Below are 26,557 nucleotides of genomic sequence, written 5' to 3' on the forward strand. Positions count from 1 at the left end.
GGGGCGGCGAACTGGAAAGAGCGCGATGGCGTCAAAATCCCAAGGGATTCCCGATCTCGAACAGCGCCTGCTCGCTGAAGAGCGGTTGCTGAGCACGCTCGTCGCGGTCCTGTCCGCCCGAGATCCGAGCATCCTCGACGAGTTGGAGGAGGTGTTCTCCAATCCGGAGTTCGCTTCGGACCCGGCCGGCCGCGCCGCGACCCAGGTCTGGAGGCGGGTGGCCGACGATCTCGCCCGCACGCGCTCCATGGTCTCCAGCGGCGGCGGCCTCTGGCCGGCTGCCCGCTGAGGGCTGCGGAACCGACCACGCAGAAGACGCGAGTGTGCGACATGCCGAAAACAACGAGCGGCCGGAACAAGAACGAGCTTGAGAATGAGCGCGAAGCCGAGGCCCGCGCCCGCGCCCGTCATGGCGAGACGGATCGCCGGGACGCCCGCAACGTGGCCGAACGCGCGGAGCGAACGGGGCCGGCGCCCCCGGACGACAACGACAGGCCTGACTGAGCCCCGACGGGGTCGGCTCAGGACCTCGCGATCAACGAGGAGAGCCCCACCATCTCGGAGTCGGTGAGGACGATGTTGATCGTGCACGTCTGCTCGTCGCCTTCGCCGGAATACATGTAGATCCGGCTCTCGACATACCGGAGCAAGGGATCCTTGCCGCCGAGCATGACGTGGTCGCCGCTCGCCGGCAGCAGCGTCGGGTGGATGTCCGGCGCGAACGTGAAGGGGACCTGGAGGATCTGCGGGAGGGTGTCGCCTTTAGGACGATACTGGAACTGGATCGCGTAGCGCATTGGAACGCCTTTCCCTCGGCTCCCGCTCCAGACAGATGGAGGCGCATGCGGGCAAACCAAGCGACAGCACGGCCGCCCTCTAGGGCCTGAACCGGCCACCCGCCGACACGTTCCACTCCGTGAACCCGAACGTCGGAGGGCCGTGGATGAACAGGCCAGGCGATGTCGCCCCGCCATCCTTGCGGCCGGACGAGGCCGCGCAGGCGTGGCCCCGAACGCTCGCCGTCTATCGGACCCCCAGCACCCGGCGCGGCCTGTGGGAACTGGTCGTCACCGCGGGGCCGCTGGCCCTGCTCTGGGGGTTGGCGTGGACAACGCTCGAACGCGGCTGGTGGTGGGGGCTGCTGCTGGCGGTCCCGGCCGCGGGTTTTCTGGTCCGCCTGTTCATGATCCAGCACGACTGCGGTCACGGCGCCTTCTTTCCCCGGCGGGCGGCCAACGACTGGGTCGGCCGCGCCATCGGCGTCCTCACCCTGACCCCTTACGACTGCTGGCGGCGGCAGCACGCCTCGCACCACGCCGGCTCGGGCAATCTCGACCGCGACGCGTTCGGCGGGATCGAGACCCTGGCGGTGGCGGACTACCTGGCCATGTCATGGCCGCGGCGGCTGCGTTACCGGCTGTTCCGCCACCCGCTGGTGCAGTTCGGCCTGGGCCCGGCCTACCTGTTCCTGCTGCAGCAACGCGTGCCGTTCGGGTTCATGCGCAAGGGCTGGCGGTCCTGGATCAGCGCCATGGGCACCAACCTGGCCTTCGCCGCCTTCGCGGCCGCCGGCGCGGCCCTGTTCGGGACGGCCGCGTTCCTGGGGGTCTACCTGCTCACCCTGATGCTGGCCGCCACCGCCGGGGTCTGGCTGTTTTACGTGCAGCACCAGTTCGAGCGGACCTTCTGGGCTCGGGACGGCGAGTGGGTGCTGCAAGAGGCGGCGCTGAAGGGCAGCTCCTACTACGAGCTGCCGACCCCGCTGCGCTGGCTGACCGCCAACATCGGGGTGCACCACGTCCACCACCTGAACAGCCGCATTCCGTTCTATCGCCTCTACGACGTGCTGAAGGACCACCCGGAACTGACGCGGCAGGGTCGGCTGACCCTGCGCGAAAGCCTGGGATGCGTGCGGTTGGCGCTGTGGGACGAGGCGAGCGGACGGCTGGTGTCGTTCCGGGACCTGCGCCGGGCCTGAGCCCGTCGGCGTCAGAACTCGTAGGGGCGGTTCTGGTGGAAATCGATCACCCGGCAGCGGGCCCGCCAGCCTCCCTCGGAGGCGGCGACCTCGGTGACCAGCATCGAATAGAGCCCGTCCGAGCGCTCGATGTTCAGGCCGTCGCCGACGACCAGTCGCTCGGCCTGAACAGCGCTGATCGACACCTCGCGCCCCTCGGCGAGGTGCGCGTAGGAAATGCGGTAGTCGTGATGGCCGAACGGCGGCGGCGGGCGGCGGACCGGGTCCATGTCAGCCGAAGTCCGGCGCGTCGTCCGCGTCTTCCGCGAAGCGCTCGCTCATCTCGCGGGACAGGCCATCGGCGGAAATCTCCGCGCAGCCGGGCTCGGCCAGCGCCCGGCTGACCGCCTGGTGGACCAGGTAGTAGGCTTCGTTGACGTCGTTGGTGAGCGCCGCGGCGTCGCCCCTCAGGGCTTCGCCGGCGTTGACGGCGTCCACCGCCCGCGTCGTTCGGCAGGTCGCTTCATTCTGTTCCGACATACCGCACCTCCGAGGTTCTGAATGTTTTGCACGCCGCCATCGGATTGAACGCGTGAACACCCGATTTCGTCAGGTCGTCGAAAGAATATTTCGAGAAAGATACGAGGGAATTTCGCACGAAATTCCACGTCTGAACCCGGAAAATTTGGACGCGCCGGAAATTATTCTGTCGTGACGCTGGACTCAGCGGGTCGCCGCGCCCATTTTGCCGGACGTCGAGCTATCTGTCGCTGTCAGCGCCTTCTTCCGTTCGCGACGCGCTCGGTTTCCAAGACGCCTCTTCAGACTTGACCCCGACCGCCGCGCTCTTGCGGCGGCCGCACTCACGCACGGAGGCCATCATGGCGACCGGTACTGTTAAATGGTTCAATTCCACCAAGGGCTACGGCTTCATCCAGCCTGACGACGGCGGCAAGGACGTCTTCGTCCACATCAGCGCCGTCGAGCGCTCGACGCTGGGCCGCATCGACGAAGGCCAGAAGCTCGCCTACGAGCTCGAGATCGACCGTCGCAGCGGCAAGGAATCCGCGGTCAACCTGCAAGCGGCCTGATGGCCAAAGAAGAGTTCATCGAGTTCGAGGGCGAAGTCATCGAGCTTCTGCCCGAGGGACGCTTCCGCGTTAAACTCGACAACGAACACGTGATCCTGGCCTACACGGCCGGGCGCATGAAGCGGAACAGGATCCGGTCGCTCGTGGGCGACCGGGTCACCGTCGAGATGACTCCTTACGATCTCGACAAGGGCCGCATCACCTTCCGGCACAAGACCGAGGGAGGGTTCCGCCCAGGCGGGGCGCGTCCTCAGTATCGCCGGCGCTAAGGAGACCCGCCATGAGCGTGTCCGACCGTCTGCCGACCATGACCGACGCGGACCTGCAGACCCTGAAGGCGAACGCCGAGCGGCTGCAGACCAGCGGGGTTCCCGCGCAACAACGGGCCGCCGTCGAGCTCCTGCCGCTGATCGAGGCCGAGCTCGCCGGTCGTCCGGCCAAGGCCGCGAGGACCGTACGGGCGGTGAAGCCGGTGAGCGCCGTAAAAGCGGCGAAGCCGGCCAAGAAGACCAAGGCCGCGGCGCAAGCCGCGGAATAAGTCAGTCGCCGCGCACGGCCAAAAGACGCCTCCCGGGTCCACACCCGGGAGGCGTCCTGCGTTTTGCGCGCAACCTCCGCCCCTCCCAGCCGTTCGCTTGGCTATGCCGAGAGTCCTGACGACGTGTCCGCGAACGGACGAGGCGGTCTCCACCTGCCTGCGCATGCAGGAGGCGGAACTCGCCGTGATGACCGAGACCCGGATGTTCCGGTGCGCCGGCTGCGGCCATGTCCACGAGTGGTTCCGGTCCGAGGCCTGGGTCGAGCGCGACCCGGCCGAACTCGCGCGCCTGACCTGAGCCGCCCATGCCGGTTTACCTTGAGCGTCCGGCGCTCAGAGCCTCGCCCGACGAGGTGGAGGTGCTGCGCGCCACGACCGCCTATGGCGCCGTCGTCTACATAAATTCCACCCCGGAGCTGCTGGCCCTGTTCGGTCGAGACCGCGCCGGCCTGTTTGAAGCCGAAGACCGTGGCGGCGCCGGCTGGGACGTGCGCTACCGCGTGGACGTGGCGGCTAACGACAACCTTGGCTAGCGGCGAGCTCAGGCCAGCGTGTTCTTGTAGATCGTCCCGGCCTTCATGATGACGCGGAAGCTGCGCTCGGGATCGGCGACCAGCTCCAGGTTCTGAAGCGGGTTGCCTTCGACCAGCAGCAGGTCGGCGTGCGCGCCCGGCTCCACCACGCCCAGCCTTCCGGGATAGGGGTTCGAAAAGCCGGACATGGCCAGCAGCTCGGCGTTCGCGGCGGTGGCCATCCGCAGCGCCTCGGCCGGGCTGTACCACCGGGTCATCAGCGCCAGATACGCGCCCTGGCGGGCGGCGGCGACCGGATTGAACAGGATGTCCGAGCCCCAGGCGGTCTTGGCCCCCAGCTTCCGGGCCAGCCGGTAGGCCCGGTCGGTGCCGGCGAACACCTCTCGGGCCTTCACCTGCGAGACCGGGCTCATGGCCGCGAAGGTCTCGGGATTGTAGCTCAGCGGCTGCAGGCTCCACCAAAGCCCCTTGTCGACCAGCAGCTTGGCGGTGGCCTCGTCGATCAGCTGGCCGTGGTCGATGCATTTCACCCCCGCCGCGATCGCCTGGCGGATGGCCGGCGGGGTGTAGGCGTGGATGGCGACGTAGGTGCCCCAGTTCTCGGCCGCCTCGACCCCGGCGCGGATCTCGGGCTCGGTGAACTGGACCGACTCGATCGGATTGTACTGCGAGCTGACCCCGCCGCCGCCCATCAGCTTGATCTGGCTGGCGCCCTGACGGAGCTGCTCGCGGGCCCGCAGCCGCACCTCGTCGGGGCTGTCGGCGATGGCCGAAATGCCCTCCTGCTCGGACCAGCTCAGCGGCCCCCCGGGGCTGCGCGGCAGTTCGAACGGAAAGCGGAAGTCGCCGTGCCCGGAGGTCTGCGAGATCATCGCCCCTGAGGGATAGATCCTCGGCCCGACCGCGGCGCCCTCGTCGATGGCGCGCTTCAGCCCGAACACCGGCCCGCCCATGTCGCGGATGGTGGTGAAGCCGCGCAGCAGCGTGGCCTGCGCCTGCCGCGCGGCCAGCAGGTTCAGATAGCCGATGTCGCCGGTCAGCAGCACGGGCTGCGGCGTGCCGGCCATGAAGGCGTGCCAATGGGCGTCGATCAGGCCGGGCATCAGCACCCGCCCGCCGCCGGCGATCTCGGTCGCGTCGCCGATAGGCGGCAGGCCGGCTCCCATCTTCTCGATCACCCCGCCGCGCACCAGCACGTCGCTCGGGCCTGACAGGGCGTCGCCGCGCCCGTCGAACACGCGGACATTGCGGAAGACGGTCGCGCCGGCGGACGGCGGCGGCGCGGGCGGGGCGTCCACCCGCAGGTCGTCCTCAGCCAGGGCCGCCCGGGCCAAGCCGAACAGCCCCGCCGCCGCCAGTCCTCCGAACAGCCCGCGTCGCGTTGTGTCGACCATCGCCTGGGTCCTCGAGCGTGCGCTCACGCTCGCCGACCCAACGCTTCCCCGCTCCGCTCGTTCGCCCCTAGGGCCGACCCGAGCGGCGACTCAGTGAAATCCCCTCTCCCGGTCGGGAGAGGGAGGGGCCCGCGCCGCAAAGCGGCGTGGGAGGGTGAGGGTCACGGGAGGGGGCAGGACTAGGCGCGCCAGGAGCCGCCGCCGTCCGTAACCCCTCATCCTCCCGCGGGGACCTCCGCGCGAACGCGCTCCGGTGCGCGGGGCCCGTCCTTCTCCCTCTGGGAGAAGGGATCCGACGGATCACTGGAGCGCCTTAAGTCCATGGTGGAATTGGAGCGCTCGGGACTGGGCTGCTCAAGGCGCGGGTGGGCGCTTGGGTCTTGTTCGATGTACAAACAATGCTCGCGCACCTTTGCCCCCCTAAGTTCGGACACCTCATGTCGAGTTCTGGCGCGAGGGCCTCAAGGATCTCGTTGGTGCCTATGTGAACCAAGGCTCCTTTGAGGACGCCGCGAAGTACATGGCCTCGATGAGCGCGTCGTACCCGGAGATGGACGCCGAATGGCTCCTCCTGTTTGACAGGGGGCTCAGCCTGGCGCGCGATCGCGATCCCTACGTGATCGAATGTGTGAACTGGAGCGGCTATAAAGCGGACAGCTTCGACGACGCGGCGTGCATCATACAGGAGCTCGCCGATCACTACGCCGCGGCGGTCCAGCGTACCGCGAACTAGTCCGCCCCGGCTGCGGCATCTAGGGCGCCGGCCGCCGGTCTCTCGCCGCCCCGCCTTCCCGTCCCGCCGTTCCGGTGGTAGGTGCGCGCGCGTCTTTCCTCCCCGCACGAAGGCCCCTCCCCCATGCCCGCCGCGCCCGACTTCCCGCCCGCTCCCGATCGCGTCCAGCCGACCCGGGCGCTGATCTCGATCTCCGACAAGACCGGGCTGGAGGAAGGCGCGCGCGCCCTGCACGAACTGGGCGTGGAGCTGGTCTCGACCGGCGGCACCCGCGCGGCGATCGAGAAGGCCGGCCTGCCGGTGAAGGATGTCGCCGACCTGACCGGCTTCCCGGAGATGATGGACGGCCGGGTGAAGACCCTGCACCCGAAGGTGCACGGCGCCCTGCTGGGCGTCCGCGACGCCGAAAGCCACGCCAAGGCCATGGCCGAGCACGGCATCGTCAACATTGATGTGGTGTGGATCGACCTTTACCCGTTCGAGGCGACCGTCGCCTCCGGGGCCGGCTTCGACGCCTGCATCGAGAACATCGACATCGGCGGCCCGGCGATGATCCGCTCCTCGGCCAAGAACCACGGCTATGTCGCGGTCGCCACCGACAAGGCCGCGATCGACGAGGTGATCGCCGCGTTGAAGGCCGACGGCGCCACCACGCTGGAGCTGCGCAAGCGCCTGGCCGCCCGCGCCTTCGCCCGCACCGCCGCCTACGACGCGGCCGTCTCGGGCTGGTTCGCCGGGCAGGTCGGCGACGCCTATCCGGCCCGCAAGACCATCGCCGGCTCGCTGCTGCAGACCATGCGCTACGGCGAGAACCCGCATCAGTCGGCGGCCTTCTACAAGACCTCGGAAGTGCGCCCGGGCGTGACCACGGCCCGCCAGCTGCAGGGCAAGGAGCTCAGCTACAACAACGTCGCCGACACCGACGCCGCCTTCGAGCTGGTGGCCGAGTTCGACCCGTCGGTCGCCGCCGCGTGCGTCATCGTCAAGCACGCCAACCCGTGCGGCGTGGCCATCGGCGCCGATCTGGCGACCGCCTACCAGCGCGCGCTGGAGTGCGATCCGGTCTCGGCCTTCGGCGGCATCGTCGCCGTGAACCGCAAGCTCGACCGCGCGGCCGCGGAGAAGATCGTGGAGATCTTCACCGAGGTGGTGATCGCCCCCGAGGTGGACGAGGACGCCGCGGCCGTGTTCGCGGCCAAGAAGAACCTCCGCCTGCTAGTCACCGACGGTCTGCCCGACCCGCTGGCCGGCGGCGAGGTGTTCCGTTCGGTGGCCGGCGGTCTGCTGGTCCAGTCGCGCGACATCGCCCGCATCAAGGCGGCCGACCTGAAGATCGTCACCAAGCGCCAGCCGACCGACGAGGAAGTGCGCGACATGCTGTTCGCCTTCACCGTCGCCAAGCACGTGAAGTCGAACGCCATCGTCTACGCCAAGGAAGGCCGTACCGCCGGCATCGGCGCCGGCCAGATGAACCGCCGCGACAGCGCCCGCATCGCCGCCCTGCGCGCCAAGGAGGCGGCCGAGGCCCTGGGCCTGACGGACTCGCTGGCCAAGGATTCGGCCTGCGCCTCGGAAGCCTTCTTCCCGTTCCCGGACGGCCTGCTGGAGGCGGCCGCCGCGGGCGCAACGGCGGTGATCCAGCCCGGGGGCTCGATCAAGGACGCCGACGTCATCGCCGCCGCCGATCAGGCCGGCCTGACCATGGCCTTCACCGGCGTGCGGGTGTTCCGGCACTAAGAGGGTCCTTCTCCCCTTGCGGGAGAAGGTGGCCGGCGAAGCCGGTCGGATGCGGGGTGTCAGCGCCGGGGCTTCCGAGCCTTGGCGCGGATCTTTTTTCCCCTGACGTCCGGCCGGCGCGCCGACACTCCTCATCCGGCGCGCGCTGCGCGCCACCTTCTCCCGCAAGGGGAGAAGGAAGGCTTGACCCCGTCGCCGACCCGCGTTCGTCTGGGGTCCTGAGCTTTCAAAGGGCGGTCATGTCCTCCCGTCGAGACTTTCTTCTGGCTGGCGGCGCCGCAGCCGCCTCAGGTGGTTCGGCGCGCGCCCAGACCCCGCGCGAGCGCCACAAGCTGGACACCTGCGCCGAGCGGTGGGCCAGGCTCGAGCCCTTCACCCAGGTTTACGGACCGGACGACGACACCCCCCGCCCGGCGGTGCTGCTGTTCCACGGCTGCGGCGGGGTGCGGGTGCACCTCTCCGAATACGCCGAAGCGGCGGCGGCGATCGGGGTGCGCGCCTTCGTGGTGGATTCCTACTCGGCCCGCGGGTGGAGCCCGGAGTTCGGGCGCGCCTTCGTCTGCACCGGGGCGGTGTTCCGCGGCGATCAGCGGGCCGGCGACGTGCTGGCCGCGATCAAGGGCGTGTCGCAGCGCCCCGACGTCGACCCGACCCGGCTGGCGGTGGCCGGCTGGAGCCACGGCGGCTGGGGGATCATGGAGCTGATGTCCTCGCCGCTGGAGCACGCCGGCGAGATCGGCCTTGCCGACCCGCAGGACCCGGACCTGTCGGGGGTGAAGGGCGCCTTCCTGGCCTACCCTTACGTCGGTTTCGTCGCCACCGGCCGCAGTCGGCCATGGCGGCGCCGGCCGCAGACCCTGGGCGTCATCGCCAAACGGGACCACCTGACGACCGTGCGCAACGCGCGCCGAGTCTACGACGTGGTCGGCGGATCGGGCGTGCCCGTCGAGGTCTGGGAGGCGGAGGGCACCCACTCATTCGACGAACGCACCGGCTTCGGGCCGATGAAGTATGACCCTGAGGTCACGGCCGAGTCCGTGCGCCGGTTCACCGCCTTCCTCCGCACCGGGCTGGACGTAACGGCGACCACGACCGCGTGAGGAACCAACTCCCGGCTTGACCGCGTTTGCGCACCTGCGTTCGTTAAGCGGGACGGAGATCGTTGATGGACTCGCTCGAAGACCGCTGGATGAAGCTCCAGCCGCACGTCCAGGTTTTCGGGCCCGAGGACGACGCGCCCCGCCCGGCGGTCCTGCTGTTCCACGGCTGCGGCGGCGTGCGCTCGCACATCACCGGCTATGCGGAGGCGGCGGCGCAAGCCGGCCTGCGGGCCTTCGTGATCGACTCCTACGGCCCGCGCGGCTGGGCCCGGCCGTTCGCCCTGGCCACCGTCTGCACCGGGGTGATCTTCCGCGGCCGCGAGCGGGCCGGCGACGTGCTGGCCGCCCTGTGGGGCGTGGCCCGGCGGCGCGACGTCGACCACACCAGCCTGGCCGCGGCCGGCTGGAGCCACGGCGGCTGGGGCATCATGGAGCTGATGTCCTCGCCGCTCTCGAGGGCCGGGGAGTTCGGCCTGGCCGATCCTCAGGGCACGGACCTTTCAGGCCTGAAGGCGACCGTGCTGGTCTACCCGTATGTCGGGATCGGCGCGACGGCGCGGATGAAGCCCTGGAAGCGGTGCCCGAAGACGCTGGCGGTGATCGCCGAGCAGGACCACCTGACCACGGTCGAGAACGCCCACAAGGTCTACGACGCGGTGAAGGCCTGCGGGGTGGAGGTGCAGACCTGGCAGGCGGCCGGCACCCACGCCTTCGACGAGCCCGGCGGAAACGGGCCGATGAAGTACGACGAGACGCTGACCAAGGAGGCCTATGGCCGCTTCGTCCGTTTCCTGCAGGCCGCCCTCCTCCCGCAGCCCGAGGCCAAGCCGGCCCCGAAGCGCCGCGCCCGCGCCGCCAGCCCCGCCCAGTCCGCCCAGGCCGGGTGAGGCTGGAAATACCCGAACCGGGGCATTTCGCTCGCCGGATCGGGGCGCAGGCTTGACCGCTCGCGCCGACCCGCGTTCGTTGACGCGGGGGTTGGAGTTTCATGGACACGCTTAGGGGCCGCTGGGCGAAGCTATATCCGCACGTGCTGCAGTTCGGTCCGCAGGACGAGCTGCCGCGTCCGGCCGTCCTGATGTTCCCCGGCTGCGGCGGAGTGCGCAAGCACCACATGGAATACGTGAAGGCGGCGGTGCGGGCCGGCTGGCGGGCCTATCTGGTCTCCAGCTACGGCCATCGCGGCTGGTCCAAGCGCTTCGCCGCCACCTTCGTCTGCACCGGGGCGCTGCTGCGCGGGGCCAGGCGCGCCGGCGACGTGCTGGCCGCGGTCTGGGGGATTTCGCAGCTGCCGGGCGTCGATCCCGAGCGGGTCGCCCTGGCCGGCTGGAGCCACGGCGGCTGGTCGATCATGGACCTGATGACCATGCCGCTGCTCCGCCGTGGCGAGGCGGGCCTGGCGGACCCTGATCCGCGCTGGCTCTCCGGGGTCGAGCGGCTGTTCCTGGGCTATCCGTATGTAGGCGTTCTGGCCCGCAGCTCGCGCCGGCCCTGGCTTCGCGCGCCGCGCACCTTCGGGGTCGTGCCGCGGCGCGACCACATGGCCACGGTGCGCACCCACATGAAGGTCTACGCCGCCCCGCTGGCGGCCGGGGTGGACCTGGAGCTGTGGTCGCCGGACGGAACCCACGCCTTCGACGAGCCGGGCATCCGCGTGCCCCTGCCCATCACCTTCGACGCGGACCTGCTGGGCGAGGCGGTGCAGCGGTTCGAGAAATTCCTGAGGGGCTGACGCGAAATCCTCGTCCTTCGACAGGCTCAGGATGAGGGTTTCTACTGCGGCCTAAGCAGCCTCATCCTGAGCCTGTCGAAGGACGAGGGCGTGTGCCGCGATCAGTGGTGGTGCCCGCCGCCGCCGGTCGCGCCCGGATCGTTCATCACGTGGAAGGCGGTGGTGACCGCGCCGGCCTTTTCGAACCGCAGGGTCATCTGCACCATGTCGCCGGTCTTCACCGGCTGCTTCAGGCCGAACACCATCAGGTGCTTGCCCCGCGGAGCCAGGACCAGCTGGCCGCCGGCCGGGACCTCGAAGCCGTCGACCTTCTTCATCTTCATCACGCCGCCCACGTCGGACATCTCGTGCAGCTCGACCCGCGCGGCGCAGGCGCACGAGGCGCCGACCAGCCGGTCCTTGGCGGCGCCCCGGTTGGTCACCGTCAGATAGGCGCCGGTGTTGGGGTTGTTGCCCAGCGAGGCGCGCATGTGGGTGTCCTTGACCACCAGCGACCCCGCCGACGCCTGGCGGGCGGCGGCGGGAACGGCGGCCAGGGCCAGAACGGCGGCGGCGACGGCGAAGACGCGGGCGGACATCGAAACGGCTCCTGAACTCGGCCTCTAGTTAGGCACGGCCGGGCCAGAACCCAACCAGGCGCTTGACCTCCGCCACGACCGGCTCGGCGATCTCGCTGGCGCGGCCGGCGCCGTCGGCCAGCACCTTGTCGATCTCGGCCTTGTCGCCCAGGAAGCGGCGCATGGCGTCGCTGACGGGGGCCAGGCTCTCGACCGCCAGGTCGGCCAGGGCCGGCTTGAAGGCGCCGAAGCCCTGGCCGCCGAACTGCTTCAGCACCTCGGCCGAGGAGATCCCGGCCAGCGCCCCGTAGATGCCGACCAGGTTCTTGGCCTCCGGACGGCCGTCCAGGTCGGCCGCGTCTTCCGGCAGCGGGTTCGGGTCGGTGGTCGCCTTCTTGATCTTCTTGGCGATGGTGTCGGCGTCGTCGGTCAGGTTGATGCGCGACAGGTCCGACGGGTCGGACTTCGACATCTTCGCCGAGCCGTCGCGCAGGCTCATGATCCGCGCGCCCGGGCCCTGGATCATCGGGTCCGGCTGCGGGAAGAAGCCCGGCGCGTTGAAGTCGTTGTTGAACTTGGCGGCGATGTCGCGGGTCAGTTCCAGGTGCTGCTTCTGGTCCTCCCCCACCGGCACGCGGGTGGCCTTGTAGGCCAGGATGTCGGCGGCCTGGAGCACCGGGTAGGTGTAGAGGCCGATCGACGACCGTTCCTTGTGCTTGCCCGACTTCTCCTTGAACTGGGTCATGCGGTCGAGCCAGCCGAGGCGGGCGACGCAGTTGAACACCCAGGCCAGCTCGGCGTGCGCGCGCACGGCCGACTGGGGGAAGATGGCGGCCTTCTTCGGATCCAGGCCGGCGGCCAGGTAGGCGGCGGCGATCTCGCGGGTCTGGTCGGCCAGCAGGGCCGGGTCCTGCCACACCGTGATGGCGTGCATATCGGCCACGAACAGGAAGGTCGGGAACTGGTCCTGCAGGGCGACGAACTTCTTCAGCGCGCCCAGGTAGTTGCCGAGGTGCAGCGCGCCGGACGGCTGCACGCCGGACAGCACGCGCTCAGGACCCGCGTAGGCGGGGGTCGGTTGGTCGGTCATGGGAGATCTTTCTGGCGGGAGACGGAGGTTGAGATCAGGCGCAGGCGAGGGCGCGCTCAGCAAAAGTGGGGACCGGTTTTGCGCTCGGAGCGCGCCCCATCTTGGATGGCGCGCCTTCCGGGCGGCTGACCGGAGGCCACTCAGCCTGAAGGCGCGCCGCGGCGCCATCGCCGCCCGTGCGTCTCGTCCGTCATGCGTCCCGTCAGCATCATCGCCGCGCAGTTACGCCCAAGGGCCGGCTCAGAGCAAGTCGGCGCCCGCGGGGGCCTTGGTCTTCGGATCGCGCTTGAGGGCGCGCTTCAGGTCGGCCGGGCGGATGGCGCCGGTCAGCGGCAGCAGCAGGGCGTAGAGCGCCACGCCGGCCAGGGCCACGGCCGCGACCGCGTACTCCTTCGGGCCCAGGACGTGGTGGCCGAAGAGGTCCAGGCTCATGCCGGCGAACGGGGCCTCGACCATCGGGCGGAAGGTCTGGGCGGCGAACAGCAGGGCGCCCATGATGCCGGCCGACAGGGCGATGCGGGCCCAGCGCGACACCGCCTGCTTGGTGGGCGTGTAGTCGCCGCGCTTGCGCAGGGTCATCCACATCATGGTCACGTTGAGCCAGGAGGCGGCGGACGTGGCCGCGGCGATGCCGGAGAAGCCGATCACCTGGAACAGGCCCACGCCCAGCACGATGTTGGCCACCACCGAGATCAGGGCGAAGCGCATGGGCGCCTTGGTGTCCAGCCGGGCGAAGAAGGCCGGGGTAAGGATCCGCACCAGCACGAAGGCGGGCGTGCCCCAGCCGTAGTGCAGCAAGGCGAGCGCCGTCTGCTGGGCGTCGTAGGCGTGGAAGGCGCCGCGCGTGAACAGGCCGTCGATCAGGAAGACCGGCATGGCGAACAGGGCCGCGGCGGCCGGCAGGGTCAGGGCCAGGGTGAAGGTCAGGGCCTCGTCCATGGCGTCGCGCGCGCCGTCGTGGTCCCTGGCCTGCACCGCCATCGCCAGACGCGGCAGCAGGGCCACGCCGACGGCGACGCCGACCAGGCCCAGCGGCAGCTGGTAGAGGCGGTCGGCGACGTTCAGCCAGGCGCGCGCGCCGGCCTCGCCCATGGACGCCAACGCCTGGGAGACGAAGATGTTGATCTGGGTGGCGCTGGCGGCGATGGCGCCGGGAATGGCCAGGCCGATCAGGGCCTTGATCTCGGGGGTCAGGCGCGGCAGGCGCACGCGGATCTTCGCGCCGGTGCGGCGCGCGCCGACGAACAGCATGGTCGCCTGGATCACGCCGGCGACCAGCACGCCGACCGAGGCGGCCTTGGCGGCGCCCTCCGGCGAGTGCTGCGGCAGCACGGCGATCAGCATGACGATGTTGAGCACGGCGGCCACGCCCGCCGACAGGGCGAAGCGGTGACGCGCGTTCAGCACCCCTGACAGCAGGGCCACGATCGCCATGCACGGCAGGTAGGGCATGGTGATGGTGGTGAGCAGGATGGCCAGCTTGAACTTGGCCGGATCGCTGGCGTAGCCGGGGTTGATGACGTGCATCAGCCACGGCATGGCCAGCTGGGCGGCTACTGTCAGGATAATGGTCGCCGCCGCGATGGTGGCGAGCGCGTCGCTGGCCAGGGCGTCGGCCTTGTCCGCGCCTTCGCCCTCCAGCTTGCGCGCATAGGCCGGCACGAAGGCGGCCGCGAAGGCGCCCTCGGCAAAGATGCGGCGGAACAGGTTGGGGAAGCTCAACGCCGTGTAGAAGGCGTCGGCCGCGATGGTCGCGCTGGCCCCGAGCGCGCTGGTCAGCACGATGTCGCGGGCGAAGCCCATCAACCGGCTGACGAGCGTCCAGGCGGAGAAAACCAGAGAAGCGCCGATCAGGCTCTTCTTCTTGCGGGGCGGGGCGTCGGCGACGGTCACGGTGCTCACGCGCCAGTGGTAGGCGGCGGGCGGAAAACCGGCAAGCGGGATGACGCCGCAGGGCGAGTACTCCTCCCCTGTGGAGCGCAGCGAAACGGGGGAGGGGGACCACGCGAAGCGTGGTCGAGGGGGGCGAGCGGCTGTGAAACGGGCTCGATCCTAGCGCGGTGCGCGGGTTCGCCCCCTCCACCGCCTTCGGCGGTCCCCCTCCCCCGCTTCGTAGGGGAGGAGATCAGGCCGCCGCCATCTCCGCCGCGATCGCCAGGGCCGCGGCCCGGGGATCGGCGGCGGCGGTGATCGGGCGGCCGACCACCAGGTGGGTGGCGCCGGCCTGCAGCGCCTGCTTCGGTGTGGCGATGCGGGCCTGGTCGTCGGTCGCGCTACCTGCCGGGCGCACGCCAGGCGTGACGACGATGAAATCCGGCCGGCCGGCCGCGCCGGCGATCTCGCTGATGCGCGCGGCCTCCTGCGGCGAGCAGATCACCCCGTCGCAGCCCGCGTCGATGGCCTGGCGCAGGCGCCGTTCGACCAATTCGGCGGCGGTGTAGGCGAAGCCCATCTCGGCCAGGTCGGCGTCGGTCAGGCTGGTCAGCACGGTGACGGCCAGCACCTTCAGGCCGCTGTCGCCCGCGCCCTTCACGGCCGCGCGCATGACCTGCGGCTCGCCGTGCACGGTCAGGAAGTCGCCGCCGGCGCGGGCCAGGGCGGTCGCGGCCTTCTCCACCGTCGCGCCGATGTCGTGCAGCTTCCAGTCCAGGAAAACCTGCTTGCCCTGCGCCTTCAGCTCGCGGGCCAGGGTCATGCCGTCGCCGGCGAACAGCTGCAGGCCGACCTTGTAGAAGCTGACCGCGTCGCCGATGCGCTCCACCAGGGCGCGGGCCTCGGCCACGGTCGGCACGTCCAGGGCCACGATCAGGCGGGGGTCGGCGGTCATTTTCAGCGTCCTTCAGGTTGCGGCGACGCTGGGCGCGGCTAAAGCTCGCCCGAGGCGCAGGGGGTGCGTCGATTCGAAATCAGGCTGAGGGGTCCCAATGAGCCTCGCCGCACTCGCGGTCAACTTCTTCGTGGCCCTGTTCGCCCTGATCGATCCGGTCGGGAACGTGCCGATCTACGCGGCCGCCACCAGCGGCGCGAGCTCGGCCCAGCGCCGGCGCCTGGCGCTGTATCTGTCGCTGTTCATCATCGCCTTCCTGACCTTCTTCTTCTTCACCGGCCTGGCGCTGCTGCAGTTCTTCGGCATCTCCATCGCCGCCTTCCGCATCGCCGGCGGCATCCTGTTGTTCCTGCTCGGCCTGGAGATGGCGCGCGAGGACTTCATCGCCGTCTTCGCCGACTCCGAGACGGGCGATCCCGCCCACGAGGTCAGCGAATACGCCCGCAAGCGCTTCGAGCGCCTGATCGTGCCGTTCGGCATGCCGCTCTTGATCGGCCCGGGCGTGATCTCGGCGGTGATCATCCAGGCCAGCGAGGTGAAGAAATTCGGCCTGAACGGCGTGCTCGCGGGCCTCGGCGTGATCCTGGCCGTGGGCGTGGCCACCTTCGCCAGCTTCGCCCTGACCGGCCCGATCAGCCGCGTCCTGGGCAAGATCGGCATGGCCATCGTCGTGCGGGTGCTGGGCCTGATCCTCTGCGCGCTGGCCGTGCAGTTCATCATCGCCGGCCTCGGCGAAGCCACGCACGGCTTCATCACCAAGAGCGTGGCGACGCCTTACGCGCATTGATCAATGTTGAGCGCTAATCCTTCTCCCTAGAGGGAGAAGGATGGGCCGCCCTCGTCCTTCGACAAGCTCAGGATGAGGGCTACTTGGGCCGCAGTAGAAATCCTCATCCTGAGCCTGTCGAAGGACGAGGGTTTCGGGCCCGCGTCAGATCCGCGAAATGACCCGGTGCATCCGCGCGCCGGGGCGCGGGGCGAGGGGCGGACGGTTGAGCGTCCGGCCGGCCGGTTCGGCCCACAGGTCGTAGGCCTCGGTCCTGGTGACCTTCACCTTGGCGAACTCGCCGATCTTCAGCAGGCCGCCGCCCTTCACGAACACGTTGCCGTCGATCTCGGGCGCGTCGCCCCGGGAGCGGGTCACGGCCACGCCGTCGCGGCGGACCTCGTCGACGATCACCTCGATCTCGCGGCCGACCTTCTCGCGCAGCTTGGCGCGGCTGATCTTCTGGGCCGCCTCCATGAAGCGCTCGCGGCGCTCCTGCTTGAGTTCCTCGGGCACGTGGTCGGGCAGGTCGCGGGCCTTGGCCCCCTCGACGTTCTCGTAGGCGAAGGCGCCGACGCGATCGAGCCTGGCCTCCTCCAGCCAGTCCAGCAGGAACTGGAAGTCCTCCTCGGTCTCGCCGGGGAAGCCGACCACGAATGTCGAGCGGATGGTCAGGTCGGGGGCGACGGCGCGCCAGTCGGCCAGGCGCTGCAAAGTCTTCTCCTGGTTGGCCGGGCGGCGCATGGCCTTCAGCACCTTCGGCGAGGCGTGCTGGAAGGGGATGTCCAGGTAGGGGAGGATCTTGCCCTCGGCCATCAGCGGGATGACCGCGTCGACGTGCGGGTAGGGGTAGACGTAGTGCAGGCGCGTCCACACGCCCAGCTCGCCCAGGCCGCGGGCCAGCTCCTCGAGATTGGCGCGGTACTTCTGCCCGCGCCACTCGCCCTCGGCGTACTTGATGTCCAGGCCGTAGGCGGAGGTGTCCTGGGAGACGACCAGCAGCTCCTTCACCCCGGCGTCGACCAGGGCCTCGGCCTCCTTCAGCACGTCGCGCACCGGGCGCGAGGCGAGGTCGCCGCGCAGCTGCGGGATGATGCAGAAGCTGCAGCGGTGGTCGCAGCCCTCGGAGATCTTCAGGTACGCGTAGTGCTTGGGGGTCAGCTTGATGCCCTGAGCCGGGACCAGGTCGCGGAACGGGTCCGGCGGCGGCGGAACGTGCTTGTGCACGGCGCTGACGACCGCGTCGTAGGCGTGCGGGCCGGTGATCTCGACCCGGTCGGCGAAGCGCTCGCGGATGACGTCGGCCTCGGCGCCCAGGCAGCCGGTGACGATGACCTTGCCGTTCTCCGACAGGGCCTCGCCGATCGCGTCCAGGCTCTCCTCGCGGGCGGAGTCCAGGAAGCCGCAGGTGTTCACCACGACCGTGTCGGCGCCCTCGTAGGTCGGGCTGATCTCGTAGCCCTCGCCGCGCAGGCGGGTGAGGATGCGCTCGGAGTCGACCAGCGCCTTCGGGCAGCCGAGGCTGACGAAGCCCACCTTGGGCGCGGATTTGGTCGAGGCGTCGGTCATGCGGGCTCCGGCGGCAAAACGGGCCGCCTGATAGCCCAAACCGGCGTTCGCGTCATCGCTCCCGCGTCGATGGGGCGCGGGAGGGCCTCTGAATGTCGCCCTCGTGCGCGGGGGGCCGGCTTACCCTCAGGCAGGCAGGAGTACCCACGGTTCATGGGCCGGAATGCGTAACCGCCTAGTCGGTATAGGGCTTCTAGGACAACCGAGCGCCCCAGCTCCAGGGCGAAGCTGAAACGCCCGGGGTCGATCGGCTCGAGGGCCTACTTCTTCGCCTTGTCCATCAGCTCGCCCCATTTCGCGTTGTCGACATAGGCCCCGAGCGCGGACATCTCCTTGTTGACGGCCGGATTGGAGAGCAGCTCGCCGGCGGCGGCCTGGCCAAACAGCCTGAAGCTCTCATTCATCGATTCCGGGCCGTCTTGCTGGACGGCGGCGACGGCTTCCGCGTGGCAGTCCACCAGCACCAGCCGATCCATGACGGTGGCGGCCTGCCGCGTGTAGGCGGCGCGTTGTTCCGGCGTGACGCTTGCAATCGCGCTGACGTTCGGATGCGTCGAGAGGGCCGCGAAGAACCATTGCACGAACACGATCCGATCCTTGCCGGTGGACGACTCCACGAGGCACTTGCCGAAGGCGTCGGAGGCCGGGCCGGCGTGAGCGGCGCCGGCCGCGCCGAGCGCGACGGTCAGGGCGGCGGCGGCGATCATCTTGGTCTTCATCGGAGTTCCCCCTTGGCGCGCCGCATACAGCTTCGGCGCGTGACGCGGCGAAGCTACAGCATAGGACGCGCCTGGAGGAACCGCGGATCGCGTCCGGTTACCCCTTCACGTCCTTTCAGCATCAGCATCTGGCCGATCAGCCGCTGAGGCGGGAGCGATCACCTCGCGGGTGAAGATCACCGAGAACGCGGCGAAGGTGACGAAATAGCCGACGAAGAGCATGCCTGCGGCCCCCCGCGGTTCGGCGCGACCGTGGCACGACCCGGACGTGTGGCTCAACCTGTTCCGCTGCAGCGGAGGCCGGAACGCGGTTCGGGCAGCGTGACCGAAACGCCACCGACGTCGGCGGAAACTCCGGTTTCCGGGCCAGGAGGGTAGAACCGCGGGCGGGCGCGCCACACCTTGGCGGCGATGGATGCGCGGACCTCGACGTCGACTGATCCCCATCCCGGAGCGCTGGCGGCTCCGGAGGACCTCCTGAAGTTGGCCGACGAGTACCGGACGGCGGCGCACGCGCTGTTGACGGCCGGCCAGCGCGGCAAGCCGCTACGGGCGCCGTTCTGCTTGTCCGCCCTGCACGCCATCGAGCTCTATTTGAACGCCCTGCTCCTGCACCGTGGGTGCACGGCGCGCAGCCTGCGCGGCCTGCAGCATGACTTTGCGAAACGGGCGAAGCAGGCGGCTGACGGAGGTCTGGTGCTGCGACGGCGCACGGCTCAGCACCTCGCCACGGTGGCGGCGACCCGCGAGTACGTCGTGACCCGCTACGGGCCGGAGATGGCCGCCCCCGCTTCTCAGGTGAACCGACTGTCGGCGAGCCTCGAGGAGGTCGCGAAAAAGGTGAAGGTGTTGCTGGCCGGTCCGGGCTGACCGCTGCGGACGCCTACTCCGCCACCATCTCCCCCGAGCCGCCGAACTCGGCCGGGAAGTCCTTCAGCTTGGGCAGGCCGTCCTTCATCGGCAGCACGGTCTCGGCGTAGTTCACGTGCACGGCCGGTTTGAAGTCGAGGGTCGGCAGGGTGGCGGCGTAGACGTCGGTCATGCCGAGCGTCGGGTGCCGGCCCATGAGGTGGCCGCCGCACTGGTCGCAGTACATGCGCTCGGTGAAGGGGGTCTTCTGGTAGCCGGCGAGATGGTCCTCGCCCTTGGTCACCTTCACCTGCTCGGGCTTCCACAGGCTGAAGGCGTTGACCGGCGACGCCGACCAGGAGCGGCAGGAGTTGCAGTGGCAATAGCCCATGGCCTGCGGCTCGCCCTCGGCCTCGACGCCGACCGCGCCGCAGAAGCAGGTTCCCTTGTGGGTCATGTCCCGGTCCCTCGCGATGTTCGGCCCACAACTCGCGAGCGGCCGCAAAGGGCTCAGGTCGGGCGCCGCGTCGTGCGGGGGCCGCCCAGGCTGGCGTGGGTGAAGCCGGCCAGGCGCGCGATGGCCAGCTGGCGGGGCGAGGTCAAACCGGCGACCAGCCGCCTCGGCGCGACCGGCTCGGCCATCCGCGCGACGCGCCGCAGCCAGGCGAAGAGCGCGTTCTCGTCCTCGTGCCCGCCGGGGTCGCATTCGAAGGTGAGGCCCTTCAGCCCGCAGCCGGTCAGCCGCTGGACCGCCGCGCGGTCCGGCTCGGCCGCGCCGGTGACGGCGAAGCAGAACGGCTGGATCAGGGACACGGCCTCCCACAGCCGCCCCGTCGGCACGCCCTTCAGGCCCTGGACGCTGACCAGGGTCTTGAGCGCCAGGTCGTCGCGCGCGTCGCAAAAGGCCTGGGCCAGGGCGGCGCGGCCGCGGGTGGAGGCCAGGGTGGTGAAGGCTAGCGGCACGACCACGCCGGGTTTCTGTTCGCGGCGCGGATCGCTCTTCAGGCGCGCCAGGCCGCGTTCCAGCACTGCAAGGTCGACCCGCTCGCGGTCGGCCCAGTCCAGGGCGTCGATCTGGGCGGGGGTGAGGACCGCGCCGGTGGCGGCGTTCAACACCCGAGGCTGCAGGCGGTGGCCGATCAGGGTCAGGCGCGACAGCTCGAACAGGGGCTGGATGGCGCAGGAGACGCTCAGCGACCGCCCGTCCTGAGTGGCCATGACGCTCCAGGCGGCAGGCTCGACCCGGCGCAGCGGCGGCAGGGGCGCCTCGGCCGTGGCGACCTCCATGGCCGCGTCGGCGATCTCGGATGGGTCGAGGCGCCGGTAGGCCAGGCCCGCGGCCGACACCTCGGTGACTTCGCGCAGCGCCAGGTCGGCGGCCCGCGCCTGGCCCAGGAAGAAGTTCAGCACCTCCTTCAGGGCGTTCAGGCAAAGGGCCTGGGCCTCAAAGCGAGTGGCCGCCGGCTGCACCACCAGGAAGTCGGCCTCGCCGACCCGCAGGAACCAGCCGACCACGCCCAGCTTGCGCGTCAGGCAGCGCTCGACATTGTCCCAGATCTGTTCGCGCTTGCCGGGCCATCGCTCGCCCAGGCGCTCGCGCACGGCGTCCAGGCCCAGCAGGTGCACGCGCCCCTCGGCGGCGAGCGGCGAGCCCTGGAGGCGCTCGATCGCGGCGGCCGCGTCGACGGCGACCAGCCGGTCCACGGGCGTCCGCCCGTGGTCGCCCGTCCGCGACTGCCTGGTCCCCGCCTGCACCTGAACGCCTCGCCGGGCTCCCGAGGCCCTGCCTGTCACTCGGGCGGGAACTCTGCGGGGATCAGGCTTTAGCGCCCGTAAACTTGCGGGTTCAAATCAGCGCCGCGCCGGCCTTGTAGGCCGCCAGGCCTTCGGTCGAACCGATTGGCGGGCTGGGCAGGCTGGATTCGACAATGCCGCGCAGGTAGGCCCCGTAGGGCGAGTTCTCCAGTTCGGCGGCGCGGGCCAGCAGGCCCTCCTCGTCGATCCAGCCCTTGGCGAAGGCGATCTCCTCCAGGCAGGCGATCTTCAGCCCCTGGCGGTGCTCGATGGTGCGCACGAACTCGCCGGCCTCCATCAGCGCCTCGAAGGCCCCGAGGTCCAGCCAGGCGTAGCCGCGGCCCATACGCTCGACGCGCAGGCGTCCGCGTTCCAGATAGAGGCGGTTGAGGTCGGTGATTTCCAGCTCGCCGCGGGCCGAGGGCTTCAGGGTGCGGGCCAGTTCGGTGACCTCGGCGTCGTAGAAGTAGAGCCCCGTCACCGCCCAGTTCGAGCGGGCGTCCAGCGGCTTTTCCTCCAGGGCCAGGGCCCGGCCGCCGGCGTCCATTTCGACTACGCCGAAGCGGTTGGGATCGCGCACGCGCTGGGCGAAGACGGTGGCGCCCTTGGTGCGGCGCGCGGCGGCCAGCATCTGGCTCTCCAGCTGGGCGCCGTAGAACAGGTTGTCGCCCAGCACCAGCGCGCAGGGCCTTCCGCCGATGAAGTCGGCGCCGACCCGGAAGGCGTCGGCCACGCCGCGCGGCTGGTCCTGGACCGCATAGCTGAGCGACACGCCCCAGACCCGCCCGTCGCCGAGGACGGCCCTCATCGAAGGCAGGTCCCGCGGGCTTGAAATGATCAGGATCTCCCGGATCCCCGCCATCATCAGGATGGACAGGGGATAGTAGATCATCGGCTTGTCCCACACGGGAAGGAGCTGTTTGTTGATCCCGAGCGTTACCGGATGCAGACGCGTCCCGGAGCCGCCGGCCAGCACGATGCCCTTCATACGTCACCCCGTCCGTGAGCGTGTGTCCTGGCGGACAACTCGCGGGACGCCGAAAGGCTGCGCTCTGTGAGCGTGATCCGGCTGTTGCCGCCGACGGTCCGGCGCCCGGTGGTCCGGGCCGTATTGTCGGGGCTGCGCCTGGCGCGCTCGCCGCAGTGGTCGCCGCCGGCCGCGCCCGCCGAGATCCGGCCCGGGCCGCTGGTGGTCACCGGCTTCATGAACGAGGTGCTGGGCGTCGGGCGGGCCGGGCGGATGACCGCCGACGCGCTGGAGGCGGCCGGGTGGCCGGTGGTGCGCCACGACCTGCGTCCGTCCTTCTTCCGCATCCGCCGCGCGGGCATGACCCTGCCGACCGAGCGGGAAGGGGGCGTCTGGATGATCCACGCCAACGCCCCTGAGGCGGAGATCGCCTTCCTGACCCACCAGCCGCAGGCGTGGGCAGGGCGCTACCGGATCGGCTACTGGGCCTGGGAGACGCCGCGGGCGCCGGCCGCCTGGGTGCGCGCCGCGCCCTGGTTCCACGAGATCTGGGCGACCAGCCGCTACACCCGCGACGCGCTGGCCGCGGCCTTTCGGGCGCAGGGGCGGGCGGACCTGGAGCCACGGCTCAAGGTCATGCCGCACCCCCTGCCGGACGTGGGCGGGGCCAAGGCGGACCCGCGCCGCTTCGGGCTGGCGCCCGGCGCCTTCAACGTGCTCAGCGCCTTCGACGCCCGCTCGACCTTCGTGCGCAAGAACCCGATGGGGGCGGTGGAGGCCTGGCGGCGCGCGTTTCCGCAGCCGCGGCCGGACGCGCGCCTGACCGTCAAGGCGGTGAAGCTGGAGGCCGACCCGGCCCGCGCGCGCGCGCTCTACGCCGCCGTCGCCGGCAGGCCGGACATCCGGGTGCTCGACGAGGAGCTGACCGACTCGGGCGTGCTGGATCTGCTGGCCAGCGTCGACGCCTTCCTGTCGCTGCACCGGGCCGAAGGCTTCGGCCTGTCCCTGGCCGAGGCCATGGCCCTGGGCAAGGTGGTGATCGCCACCGGCTGGTCCGGGCCGCTGGACTTCCTGGACGCCGACAGCGCCGCCCTGGTCGGGTTCGGCCTGGCGCCGATCCGCGATCCGTCGGGCATGTACCGCGGCGGCGCGTGGGCCGAGCCTGACCTCGACCAGGCCGCCGGCCTGCTGCGGACCCTGGCCGACGACCCGGAGCGCCGCGGCCGGATCGGCGACGCCGCCCGACGGAAGGTGGCGGGCCTGGCGGAGGCGTGGAGCGCGGAGACGCTGCGGGCCGCGCCGTTCGCCGGCCTGGTGGGGTGAGCGGGCCCGAAATCCTCGTCCTTCGACAGGCTCAGGATGAGGATTGCTACTGCGGCTCAGTCGCCCTCATCCTGAGCGTGTCGAAGGACGAGGGCGGACCACCGAGTTGTCAGGCTCTGCCGCCCCGCAGCTGGGTGATCGTCCGACCGGGCGCGATCTGCTCGGGGTCGGTCTTCAGGTGGATCAGGGCGGGCTTGCCGGCCGCGCGGGCGGCGGCGAAGGCGGCGGGGAAGTCCTCGCCGCGGTCGACCGTCTCGGCCCAGGCGCCGAACGAGCGGGCGTAGGCGGCGAAGTCGGGGTTCTGCAGGTCGGTGGCGATCACCCGGCCCGGATACTCGCGCTCCTGGTGCATGCGGATGGTGCCGTAGGTGCCGTTGTCGACCACGACGGTGATCACGTTCGCGCCGTACTGCACGGCGGTGGCCAGCTCCTGCGAGGTCATCATGAAGTCGCCGTCGCCGGCGAAGCAGACCACGTCGCGTTCCGGATGGACCAGCTTTGCGGCGATGGCCGCCGGGAAGCCGTAGCCCATGGCGCCGGAGGTGGGCGCGAGCTGGGTGCGGAAGCTCCGATGACGGATGAACCGGTGCAGCCAGGCGGCGAAGTTGCCGGCCCCGTTGCAGATGATGGCGTCCTTCGGCAGCACCTCGGCCATGTGGGCGACGACTTCCGACAGGTTGACCGCCGCCGGCACGTCGATCGGGGCGGTGAAGGCCTCGTAGTCGGCCCGCGCGGCTTCGCGCCAGGCGGTCCACTTGCGGTCGCCGCCGATGCTCGCGACGGCCAGGGCGGCGGGCGAGACGTCGGCGACGCCGGCGGCGCTGGCCGGCCACACCCGGCCCAGCTCTTCCGGCCCCGGGTGAATGTGGATCAACCGTTGAGCGGTGAACTCGGGCGTCAGCAGGGAATAGCCCTGGGTCGGGTTCTCGCCCAACCGCGCGCCGATCGCCAGGATCAGGTCGGCCGACTTCACCCGCTCGACCAGCTTGGGGTTCGGGCCCAGGCCGAGGTCGCCGACATAGCAGGGGTGGTCGTTGTCGATCAGGTCCTTGCGGCGGAAGGACAGAACCATTGGCAGGTCGTGCGCCTTCAGCCAGTCACTGAGCGCGGCCAGGGCCGGGCGGGTCCAGCCCGAGCCGCCCAGCACCACCAGCGGCGCCTCCGCCTCCTTCAGGCGCTGTTCGATGGTCTCCAGCACCGCCGGGTCGAGGCCGGCGCGGGCCGGGGCGACCGGGCGGACCGGGGCGGGGCCGCCGTCCTCGTGCAGCTTGTCCTCGGGCAGGGCCAGCACCACCGGGCCCTGCCGGCCCTGCGTCGCGGTGGCGAAGGCGCGGCCGACGATCTCGGCCGTGCGGCCCGGCTCGTCCAGTTCGGCCGCCCACTTCGACAGCGGCCCGAAGGCGGCGTGGTAGTCGACCTCCTGGAAGGCGCCGCGGCCCTTGTCGGCCGCCGCCACCTGGCCGACGAACAGGATCATCGGGGTGGAGTCCTGATGCGCCGTGTGCACGCCGACGCTGGCGTGCGTGGCGCCGGGCCCCCGCGTGACCATGCAGATGCCCGGCCGGCCGGTCAGCTTGCCGTAGGCCTCGGCCATGTTGGCCGCGCCCGCCTCGTGGCGGCAGGCGACCACGCGCACCCGGTCCTCGACGTCGGCCAGGGCGTCCAGCACGGCCAGATAGCTCTCGCCGGGAACGCAGAACACGTGGTCCACGCCGTTGGCGACCAGGGCTTCGACCAGCCGGCGCGCGGCGTTGGGATTGGCGGACATGGGATGCGTTCTCAGGCTTGGACGTAGGAGGTCTTCAGGCGGGTGTAGAATTCGCGCGCGTACGGCCCCTGCTCGCGCGGGCCGAAGCTCGACGCCTTGGTCCCGCCGAACGGGGCGTGCAGGTCGACGCCGGCGGTCGGCAGGTTGACCATGACCATGCCGGTCTTCAGGCCGTCCTGGAACATCCGCGCGTGCTTCAGCGAGGTGGTGTAGACGCCGGCCGACAGGCCGAACTCGGTGTCGTTGGCGATCTCCAGCGCGTGCTCGGCGCTGTCGGCGAGGATGGCCACGGCGACCGGGCCGAAGATCTCCTCGCGGGCGACGCGCATCGAATTGTCGACGTCGGTGAACAGGGCCGGGCGCATGTAGAAGCCGCGCTTGGGCATCTCCAGCCGCTCGCCGCCGAAGGCGAGGGTCGCGCCCTCCTCCGTGCCGACGCGGACATAGTCGAGGTTCTGGCGCAGCTGCGGGTCGGACACGACCGGGCCCATCTGGGTCGCGGGATCGCGCGCGTCGCCGACCTTGAGGGCTTCCAGCCGGGTCTTCAGACGACGGACGAATTCGCCGTAGACGCCCTTGGTCACGATCAGCCGGCTCGACGCGGTGCAGCGCTGGCCGGTGGAGAAGAAGGCGCCGTTCAGCGCGCCCTCGACCGCCAGGTCCAGATCTGCGTCGTCCAGCACGACCAGCGGGTTCTTGCCGCCCATCTCCAGCTGGAAGCGCTTGAAGTTTTTCGCGCAGGCCTCGGCGATGCGGCCGCCGACGCCTTGCGAGCCCGTGAAGGAGATGGCGTCGACGCCCTTGTGGTTGATCAGCGCCTCGCCGACCACGGAGCCGCGGCCCATCACCAGGTTGAACACCCCCGCCGGCGCGCCGGCTTCGTGGATGATCTCGGCGAGCGCCCACACGCTGGCCGGCACGATGTCGGCCGGCTTGATCACCACGCAGTTGCCGTAGGCCAGCGCCGGGGCCGCCTTCCAGGCGGGAATGGCGATCGGGAAGTTCCAGGGCGTGATCAGGCCGACCACGCCGACCGGCTCGCGGCGGGTCTCGACGCTGACGCCCGGGCGCTGCGAGGGCAGCACCTCGCCCACCGCACGCCAGCACTCGCCGGCGAAGAACTTGAAGATCCGCCCGGCCCGCTGCACCTCGCCCTTGGCCTCAGCCAGGGTCTTGCCCTCTTCGCGGGCCAGGAGCTCGCCGAGCTCGGCCTCGCGAGCCAGCAGGCGGTCGGCGACCTTGTCCAAGAGGTCGCCGCGGACCTGGGCGGTCGCGCGGCTCCAGGCGGGCAGGGCGGCCTGCGCCGCGGCGACCGCGCGGTCGACGTCGGCGGCGTCGCCTTGCGCGAACTCGCCCACCACGTCGTCCAGGTCGGACGGGTTGAGGTTTTGCGCGGCGTTCGCGCCGTCGACCCACTCGCCGCCGATCAGGTTGGCGTACCGCTTCGCCATCACCGCCCTCGCTTGCCGGAACGGCGCTCTCTAGCGCGGTTTCGGGGGCAGGGGCCACACCC

At 70.6% G+C, this 26,557-nt stretch carries 29 protein-coding genes and 2 pseudogenes; 15 read left to right on the top strand and 16 right to left on the bottom strand.

What is annotated here, in order from left to right; genetic code table 11:
* Positions 1-25: 25 nt before the first annotated feature.
* Positions 26-289 (top strand): hypothetical protein, encoded by a 264-nt coding sequence (locus H8B08_RS17575; RefSeq protein ID WP_187451500.1) that lies wholly within the window; start codon positions 26-28, stop codon positions 287-289.
* 232 nt (positions 290-521) lie between these two features.
* Here the strand turns inward: H8B08_RS17575 and H8B08_RS17580 are convergent, their stop codons facing one another.
* Positions 522-797, bottom strand: a complete 276-nt coding sequence (locus H8B08_RS17580) for a hypothetical protein (protein WP_187451501.1) — start codon at positions 795-797, stop codon at positions 522-524.
* Positions 798-943: 146 nt separating this feature from the next.
* Here H8B08_RS17580 and H8B08_RS17585 point away from each other — a divergent pair, with 146 nt between their 5' ends.
* On the top strand, positions 944-1,978 hold the full coding sequence (locus H8B08_RS17585) for a fatty acid desaturase (RefSeq protein WP_187451502.1): 1,035 nt from the start codon (positions 944-946) through the stop codon (positions 1,976-1,978).
* A gap of 11 nt (positions 1,979-1,989) precedes the next feature.
* Here H8B08_RS17585 and H8B08_RS17590 read toward each other — a convergent pair whose 3' ends face one another.
* Both H8B08_RS17590 and H8B08_RS17595 read right to left on the bottom strand, forming a co-directional pair.
* Positions 1,990-2,247, bottom strand: coding sequence for a hypothetical protein (locus H8B08_RS17590; protein WP_187451503.1), 258 nt, complete (start codon positions 2,245-2,247; stop codon positions 1,990-1,992).
* Between the two features lies 1 nt (position 2,248).
* A complete protein-coding gene (locus H8B08_RS17595) occupies positions 2,249-2,497 on the bottom strand; it encodes a hypothetical protein (RefSeq protein WP_187451504.1) in 249 nt (82 codons plus the stop codon).
* A 341-nt stretch (positions 2,498-2,838) separates the two neighbouring features.
* Here H8B08_RS17595 and H8B08_RS17600 point away from each other — a divergent pair, with 341 nt between their 5' ends.
* From H8B08_RS17600 to H8B08_RS17615, 4 genes are all read left to right on the top strand, one after another.
* Positions 2,839-3,048: a cold-shock protein gene (locus H8B08_RS17600; RefSeq protein WP_187451505.1), complete on the top strand. Its 210-nt coding sequence runs from the start codon at positions 2,839-2,841 to the stop codon at positions 3,046-3,048.
* Positions 3,048-3,317 carry a translation initiation factor IF-1 gene (gene infA / locus H8B08_RS17605; protein WP_187451506.1) on the top strand — a complete coding sequence of 90 codons (270 nt, stop codon included), beginning with the start codon at positions 3,048-3,050 and terminating at the stop codon, positions 3,315-3,317. Before H8B08_RS17600 ends, infA begins: the two co-directional genes overlap by 1 nt.
* A gap of 11 nt (positions 3,318-3,328) precedes the next feature.
* Positions 3,329-3,586, top strand: a complete 258-nt coding sequence (locus tag H8B08_RS17610) for a hypothetical protein (protein ID WP_187451507.1) — start codon at positions 3,329-3,331, stop codon at positions 3,584-3,586.
* Positions 3,587-3,891: 305 nt separating this feature from the next.
* Complete coding sequence (locus H8B08_RS17615; protein WP_187451508.1) at positions 3,892-4,119, top strand: hypothetical protein; 228 nt, start codon at positions 3,892-3,894, stop codon at positions 4,117-4,119.
* 8 nt (positions 4,120-4,127) lie between these two features.
* On the opposite strand, the gene H8B08_RS17620 is transcribed toward H8B08_RS17615, so the two are convergent.
* Positions 4,128-5,513 carry an amidohydrolase family protein gene (locus H8B08_RS17620; protein WP_187451509.1) on the bottom strand — a complete coding sequence of 462 codons (1,386 nt, stop codon included), beginning with the start codon at positions 5,511-5,513 and terminating at the stop codon, positions 4,128-4,130.
* 484 nt (positions 5,514-5,997) lie between these two features.
* On the opposite strand from H8B08_RS17620, the gene H8B08_RS17625 reads away from it, so the two are divergent.
* The 5 genes from H8B08_RS17625 (at position 5,998) to H8B08_RS17645 (ending at position 10,815) form a co-directional block, all read left to right on the top strand.
* Entirely contained in the window at positions 5,998-6,246 is a 249-nt protein-coding gene (locus H8B08_RS17625) for a hypothetical protein (protein WP_187451510.1), read from the top strand.
* Between the two features lie 123 nt (positions 6,247-6,369).
* Positions 6,370-7,983, top strand: coding sequence for a bifunctional phosphoribosylaminoimidazolecarboxamide formyltransferase/IMP cyclohydrolase (gene purH, locus H8B08_RS17630; RefSeq protein WP_187451511.1), 1,614 nt, complete (start codon positions 6,370-6,372; stop codon positions 7,981-7,983).
* 239 nt (positions 7,984-8,222) lie between these two features.
* Positions 8,223-9,083, top strand: coding sequence for a dienelactone hydrolase family protein (locus H8B08_RS17635; protein WP_187451512.1), 861 nt, complete (start codon positions 8,223-8,225; stop codon positions 9,081-9,083).
* A 65-nt stretch (positions 9,084-9,148) separates the two neighbouring features.
* Positions 9,149-9,970 carry a dienelactone hydrolase family protein gene (locus H8B08_RS17640; protein WP_187451513.1) on the top strand — a complete coding sequence of 274 codons (822 nt, stop codon included), beginning with the start codon at positions 9,149-9,151 and terminating at the stop codon, positions 9,968-9,970.
* A gap of 101 nt (positions 9,971-10,071) precedes the next feature.
* Entirely contained in the window at positions 10,072-10,815 is a 744-nt protein-coding gene (locus H8B08_RS17645) for a dienelactone hydrolase family protein (RefSeq protein WP_187451514.1), read from the top strand.
* 101 nt (positions 10,816-10,916) lie between these two features.
* Here H8B08_RS17645 and H8B08_RS17650 read toward each other — a convergent pair whose 3' ends face one another.
* The 4 genes from H8B08_RS17650 to pyrF all read right to left on the bottom strand — a co-directional run bounded on the left by H8B08_RS17650 (position 10,917) and on the right by pyrF (position 15,289).
* A complete protein-coding gene (locus tag H8B08_RS17650; protein ID WP_187451515.1) occupies positions 10,917-11,393 on the bottom strand; it encodes a copper chaperone PCu(A)C in 477 nt (158 codons plus the stop codon).
* Positions 11,394-11,421: 28 nt separating this feature from the next.
* A complete protein-coding gene (gene trpS / locus H8B08_RS17655; protein ID WP_187451516.1) occupies positions 11,422-12,462 on the bottom strand; it encodes a tryptophan--tRNA ligase in 1,041 nt (346 codons plus the stop codon).
* Positions 12,463-12,702: 240 nt separating this feature from the next.
* On the bottom strand, positions 12,703-14,364 hold the full coding sequence (murJ, locus tag H8B08_RS17660) for a murein biosynthesis integral membrane protein MurJ (RefSeq protein WP_187451517.1): 1,662 nt from the start codon (positions 14,362-14,364) through the stop codon (positions 12,703-12,705).
* Between the two features lie 223 nt (positions 14,365-14,587).
* Positions 14,588-15,289, bottom strand: a complete 702-nt coding sequence (gene pyrF / locus H8B08_RS17665) for an orotidine-5'-phosphate decarboxylase (protein ID WP_187451518.1) — start codon at positions 15,287-15,289, stop codon at positions 14,588-14,590.
* A 97-nt stretch (positions 15,290-15,386) separates the two neighbouring features.
* On the opposite strand from pyrF, the gene H8B08_RS17670 reads away from it, so the two are divergent.
* On the top strand, positions 15,387-16,076 hold the full coding sequence (locus H8B08_RS17670; protein ID WP_187451519.1) for a MarC family protein: 690 nt from the start codon (positions 15,387-15,389) through the stop codon (positions 16,074-16,076).
* 45 nt (positions 16,077-16,121) lie between these two features.
* Here the strand turns inward: H8B08_RS17670 and H8B08_RS19410 are convergent.
* From H8B08_RS19410 to H8B08_RS17680, 3 genes and pseudogenes are all read right to left on the bottom strand, one after another.
* Positions 16,122-16,211 (bottom strand): annotated as a pseudogene (locus H8B08_RS19410) (hypothetical protein); the annotation flags it as partial.
* 9 nt (positions 16,212-16,220) lie between these two features.
* Positions 16,221-17,624 carry a 30S ribosomal protein S12 methylthiotransferase RimO gene (gene rimO / locus H8B08_RS17675; protein ID WP_187451520.1) on the bottom strand — a complete coding sequence of 468 codons (1,404 nt, stop codon included), beginning with the start codon at positions 17,622-17,624 and terminating at the stop codon, positions 16,221-16,223.
* Positions 17,625-17,884: 260 nt separating this feature from the next.
* Entirely contained in the window at positions 17,885-18,331 is a 447-nt protein-coding gene (locus H8B08_RS17680) for a hypothetical protein (protein WP_187451521.1), read from the bottom strand.
* A gap of 495 nt (positions 18,332-18,826) precedes the next feature.
* Here H8B08_RS17680 and H8B08_RS17685 point away from each other — a divergent pair, with 495 nt between their 5' ends.
* Positions 18,827-19,213 carry a hypothetical protein gene (locus H8B08_RS17685; RefSeq protein ID WP_222934569.1) on the top strand — a complete coding sequence of 129 codons (387 nt, stop codon included), beginning with the start codon at positions 18,827-18,829 and terminating at the stop codon, positions 19,211-19,213.
* A gap of 13 nt (positions 19,214-19,226) precedes the next feature.
* Here the strand turns inward: H8B08_RS17685 and H8B08_RS17690 are convergent, their stop codons facing one another.
* The 3 genes from H8B08_RS17690 to rfbA all read right to left on the bottom strand — a co-directional run bounded on the left by H8B08_RS17690 (position 19,227) and on the right by rfbA (position 21,974).
* Complete coding sequence (locus tag H8B08_RS17690; protein ID WP_187451522.1) at positions 19,227-19,649, bottom strand: GFA family protein; 423 nt, start codon at positions 19,647-19,649, stop codon at positions 19,227-19,229.
* 53 nt (positions 19,650-19,702) lie between these two features.
* Positions 19,703-20,896 carry a hypothetical protein gene (locus H8B08_RS17695; protein ID WP_187451523.1) on the bottom strand — a complete coding sequence of 398 codons (1,194 nt, stop codon included), beginning with the start codon at positions 20,894-20,896 and terminating at the stop codon, positions 19,703-19,705.
* Positions 20,897-21,038: 142 nt separating this feature from the next.
* Positions 21,039-21,974, bottom strand: a complete 936-nt coding sequence (rfbA, locus tag H8B08_RS17700) for a glucose-1-phosphate thymidylyltransferase RfbA (RefSeq protein WP_187451524.1) — start codon at positions 21,972-21,974, stop codon at positions 21,039-21,041.
* A gap of 66 nt (positions 21,975-22,040) precedes the next feature.
* On the opposite strand from rfbA, the gene H8B08_RS19675 reads away from it, so the two are divergent.
* Positions 22,041-23,276, top strand: a complete 1,236-nt coding sequence (locus tag H8B08_RS19675) for a glycosyltransferase (RefSeq protein ID WP_187451525.1) — start codon at positions 22,041-22,043, stop codon at positions 23,274-23,276.
* Positions 23,273-23,373 (top strand): annotated as a pseudogene (locus H8B08_RS19680) (hypothetical protein); the annotation flags it as partial. The gene H8B08_RS19675 and the pseudogene H8B08_RS19680, both read left to right, overlap by 4 nt.
* A gap of 12 nt (positions 23,374-23,385) precedes the next feature.
* Here the strand turns inward: H8B08_RS19680 and H8B08_RS17710 are convergent.
* Positions 23,386-25,044 carry a thiamine pyrophosphate-binding protein gene (locus tag H8B08_RS17710; protein ID WP_187451526.1) on the bottom strand — a complete coding sequence of 553 codons (1,659 nt, stop codon included), beginning with the start codon at positions 25,042-25,044 and terminating at the stop codon, positions 23,386-23,388.
* An 11-nt stretch (positions 25,045-25,055) separates the two neighbouring features.
* Positions 25,056-26,495: an aldehyde dehydrogenase family protein gene (locus H8B08_RS17715; protein ID WP_187451527.1), complete on the bottom strand. Its 1,440-nt coding sequence runs from the start codon at positions 26,493-26,495 to the stop codon at positions 25,056-25,058.
* Positions 26,496-26,557 lie beyond the last annotated feature (62 nt).

This window comes from Caulobacter sp. 17J80-11 (genome assembly GCF_014349105.1).
Classification (GTDB): Bacteria; Pseudomonadota; Alphaproteobacteria; order Caulobacterales; family Caulobacteraceae; genus 17J80-11.

Bases quoted from the DNA above. Each gene is read 5' to 3' on its own strand.
- H8B08_RS17575 (WP_187451500.1), top strand. From the start codon at position 26: ATGGCGTCAAAATCCCAAGGGATTCCCGATCTCGAACAGCGCCTGCTC.
- H8B08_RS17580 (WP_187451501.1), bottom strand. From the start codon at position 797: ATGCGCTACGCGATCCAGTTCCAGTATCGTCCTAAAGGCGACACCCTC.
- H8B08_RS17585 (WP_187451502.1), top strand. From the start codon at position 944: ATGAACAGGCCAGGCGATGTCGCCCCGCCATCCTTGCGGCCGGACGAG.
- H8B08_RS17590 (WP_187451503.1), bottom strand. From the start codon at position 2,247: ATGGACCCGGTCCGCCGCCCGCCGCCGCCGTTCGGCCATCACGACTAC.
- H8B08_RS17595 (WP_187451504.1), bottom strand. From the start codon at position 2,497: ATGTCGGAACAGAATGAAGCGACCTGCCGAACGACGCGGGCGGTGGAC.
- H8B08_RS17600 (WP_187451505.1), top strand. From the start codon at position 2,839: ATGGCGACCGGTACTGTTAAATGGTTCAATTCCACCAAGGGCTACGGC.
- infA (WP_187451506.1), top strand. From the start codon at position 3,048: ATGGCCAAAGAAGAGTTCATCGAGTTCGAGGGCGAAGTCATCGAGCTT.
- H8B08_RS17610 (WP_187451507.1), top strand. From the start codon at position 3,329: ATGAGCGTGTCCGACCGTCTGCCGACCATGACCGACGCGGACCTGCAG.
- H8B08_RS17615 (WP_187451508.1), top strand. From the start codon at position 3,892: ATGCCGGTTTACCTTGAGCGTCCGGCGCTCAGAGCCTCGCCCGACGAG.
- H8B08_RS17620 (WP_187451509.1), bottom strand. From the start codon at position 5,513: ATGGTCGACACAACGCGACGCGGGCTGTTCGGAGGACTGGCGGCGGCG.
- purH (WP_187451511.1), top strand. From the start codon at position 6,370: ATGCCCGCCGCGCCCGACTTCCCGCCCGCTCCCGATCGCGTCCAGCCG.
- H8B08_RS17635 (WP_187451512.1), top strand. From the start codon at position 8,223: ATGTCCTCCCGTCGAGACTTTCTTCTGGCTGGCGGCGCCGCAGCCGCC.
- H8B08_RS17640 (WP_187451513.1), top strand. From the start codon at position 9,149: ATGGACTCGCTCGAAGACCGCTGGATGAAGCTCCAGCCGCACGTCCAG.
- H8B08_RS17645 (WP_187451514.1), top strand. From the start codon at position 10,072: ATGGACACGCTTAGGGGCCGCTGGGCGAAGCTATATCCGCACGTGCTG.
- H8B08_RS17650 (WP_187451515.1), bottom strand. From the start codon at position 11,393: ATGTCCGCCCGCGTCTTCGCCGTCGCCGCCGCCGTTCTGGCCCTGGCC.
- trpS (WP_187451516.1), bottom strand. From the start codon at position 12,462: ATGACCGACCAACCGACCCCCGCCTACGCGGGTCCTGAGCGCGTGCTG.
- pyrF (WP_187451518.1), bottom strand. From the start codon at position 15,289: ATGACCGCCGACCCCCGCCTGATCGTGGCCCTGGACGTGCCGACCGTG.
- H8B08_RS17670 (WP_187451519.1), top strand. From the start codon at position 15,387: ATGAGCCTCGCCGCACTCGCGGTCAACTTCTTCGTGGCCCTGTTCGCC.
- rimO (WP_187451520.1), bottom strand. From the start codon at position 17,624: ATGACCGACGCCTCGACCAAATCCGCGCCCAAGGTGGGCTTCGTCAGC.
- H8B08_RS17680 (WP_187451521.1), bottom strand. From the start codon at position 18,331: ATGATCGCCGCCGCCGCCCTGACCGTCGCGCTCGGCGCGGCCGGCGCC.
- H8B08_RS17690 (WP_187451522.1), bottom strand. From the start codon at position 19,649: ATGACCCACAAGGGAACCTGCTTCTGCGGCGCGGTCGGCGTCGAGGCC.
- rfbA (WP_187451524.1), bottom strand. From the start codon at position 21,974: ATGAAGGGCATCGTGCTGGCCGGCGGCTCCGGGACGCGTCTGCATCCG.
- H8B08_RS17710 (WP_187451526.1), bottom strand. From the start codon at position 25,044: ATGTCCGCCAATCCCAACGCCGCGCGCCGGCTGGTCGAAGCCCTGGTC.
- H8B08_RS17715 (WP_187451527.1), bottom strand. From the start codon at position 26,495: ATGGCGAAGCGGTACGCCAACCTGATCGGCGGCGAGTGGGTCGACGGC.